Here is a 414-nt window from a genome sequence, read left to right on the forward strand (position 1 = left end):
CCAGATGGAGCACCGCCGCATCTATCAGGCCATCGAGCGGCAGAATGTCGAAGCCGCCCGCTTCACCTTGCGCGAGCATCTGGAGGCGGGGCGCGAGCGTTACCGCCGCATGGTCGATGGTCACGCCAGATCGTAGCAAGCCGTCAGTTCCGGTCTTCGATCCGCTCCCGCAAATCATCCCGTGCTACGCCAGCTCCGCGACCGGCATTTTGCAGGAGTGCATGAGAGCCGCGAGCTGCCGCTCTTCGTCCGCTGTCAGGTCGAGCAGCGGCGATCTCACCGGGCCGCAGTCGATCCCGGCAATACGCGCACCGGCCTTGACGATCGACACGGCATAGCCGGCGCGCCGGTTGCGGATGGCGAGGTAGGGCAGGAAGAACGAGCGGATGAGATCACCGACTTCTGTTGTGCGGC

General features: G+C 65.2%; 1 pseudogene. It reads right to left on the reverse strand.

Annotated elements, in window-relative coordinates:
* Positions 1-184 precede the first annotated feature (184 nt).
* Positions 185-414 (reverse strand): annotated as a pseudogene (locus EOA22_RS37305) (5-dehydro-4-deoxyglucarate dehydratase); the annotation flags it as partial.

Origin of the sequence: Mesorhizobium sp. M7A.F.Ca.US.014.04.1.1, assembly GCF_003998745.1 — a bacterium.
GTDB classification, from domain to species: domain Bacteria; phylum Pseudomonadota; class Alphaproteobacteria; order Rhizobiales; family Rhizobiaceae; genus Mesorhizobium; species Mesorhizobium ciceri.